The organism is Ruegeria sp. BG11, assembly GCF_056538565.1.
The window spans coordinates 1-1,387 of sequence record NZ_JBQFTH010000040.1 but is presented as its reverse complement, the minus strand read 5'-3'; the positions used below and the strand labels follow the sequence as shown (position 1 = coordinate 1,387).

General features: G+C 52.8%; 2 protein-coding genes. One reads left to right on the top strand and one right to left on the bottom strand.

Annotated features, from left to right (window positions below):
- The first annotated feature begins 117 nt into the window (after positions 1-117).
- A complete protein-coding gene (locus ACR0JF_RS23245) occupies positions 118-375 on the top strand; it encodes a helix-turn-helix domain-containing protein (RefSeq protein WP_480670101.1) in 258 nt (85 codons plus the stop codon).
- Between the two features lie 21 nt (positions 376-396).
- On the opposite strand, the gene ACR0JF_RS23240 is transcribed toward ACR0JF_RS23245, so the two are convergent.
- Positions 397-1,146: a hypothetical protein gene (locus ACR0JF_RS23240; protein ID WP_480668994.1), complete on the bottom strand. Its 750-nt coding sequence runs from the start codon at positions 1,144-1,146 to the stop codon at positions 397-399.
- Between the last annotated feature and the right edge of the window lie 241 nt (positions 1,147-1,387).

Below are 1,387 nucleotides of genomic sequence, written 5' to 3'. Positions count from 1 at the left end.
CTTGGCCGTCCACCAATCGCACTGCATTTAGCAAGTAACTCCATGGAATCCTGCAAATATCCACTTTTTAGATAATCTATAAAGTAGATTAGCCCAGTCACAAGAGGTTTGTGACACGTGGCCAAGACGATCAGGAGTTCAGGACATGAAGCACTCCGCGAAGCACTTATTGCGGCGCGGAAAGCGGCTGGACTGACTCAGGAGCAACTGGCCGAACAGCTGACGCAGCATCAATCGTTCGTGGCGCGTGTCGAAAGCGGGGAGCGCCGGATCGATGTGGTAGAATTGATCGTGCTTGCAAGGGCCCTTGGAACAGATACGGCAGGCCTATTGGCGGCAACAGAAGTAGCCACGGAGTCAGACCATCGGATCTGACGAATCCAAGTGGTCATTAAATCAGTAATTTACTTGCTCGAAACCATAGTTCCCGTTGTAGTCACGCCAATCCACGAACACTGACCGATGATATATGCTGGGACAGGTCTGTCCCCAGCGTTCAAGCCCAACATGCGCGTCGGGCAGGGCGGTTAGTGAGGATTGTGCCCAGGAAAAGCCGCCCTGGGTACCGTAGGTTCCCAAAACAACATATGCATTTCGCCTGCAGTCACCATCTTCACCGGCTTCGTGCTGTCTCGCGTAACGAACATCGAAGACCCTAATGGAACGCACGAAATTAAACTCTGGCCCGCTGATGTCGATATCAGCGCGGTCTTGCGCGAGGTGCAAAGCCAAACCTTTTGGGATTGCTGTGCCATGTGAACCGTTCAAGCGAAGTACAGCAGGAATGGACCGGACATGGGCGTGTTCCAACGCTTTCGGAAAGCTCTGGGGCAGACGGGATCGCTCGTTTGCATACGCGTCGTAAGACCGAGTTGTGGATCCATATGAGCCGTCTACGTCGAATGACGCACCCATCGGACAACGCCAGATTTGAAGCGGTGGCTCGACCGGCCAGGGTGTGATTCTTCGAATGAACTCAGCGCGCGCTCGAGTGCAAGGAACTGAAGTTGGCCAACCGCCAGACAGGCAAAGCAGGATCGCGCAATCAATGGGATAGGTTTGCGAACGGACCGGGTTCGGCCAAGAAACGAGTGTCGCTACGCATAGGCTGAGACCCAAAATGAAGCGCGTGATGTAACAGGTCATCGTATCTACCAAAGTCGAAGTTTGGACAATTGATACTACAAAAATATACTACTGTCACGAAGGTATATCCAACATACAGCTCGGCGGCTTGAACATTTTGATGCGGGGCCGGGGCTAAGCGTATCGCACATAGGGCAAACCGACCATTCGTTGTATCTGATGCGAACTCGAGAGAAGCGGACTTTTCGGCCATCCGGCTATCAAGGATGAAGGGTCGCTACGGGTTGCTTATGTGTCATTG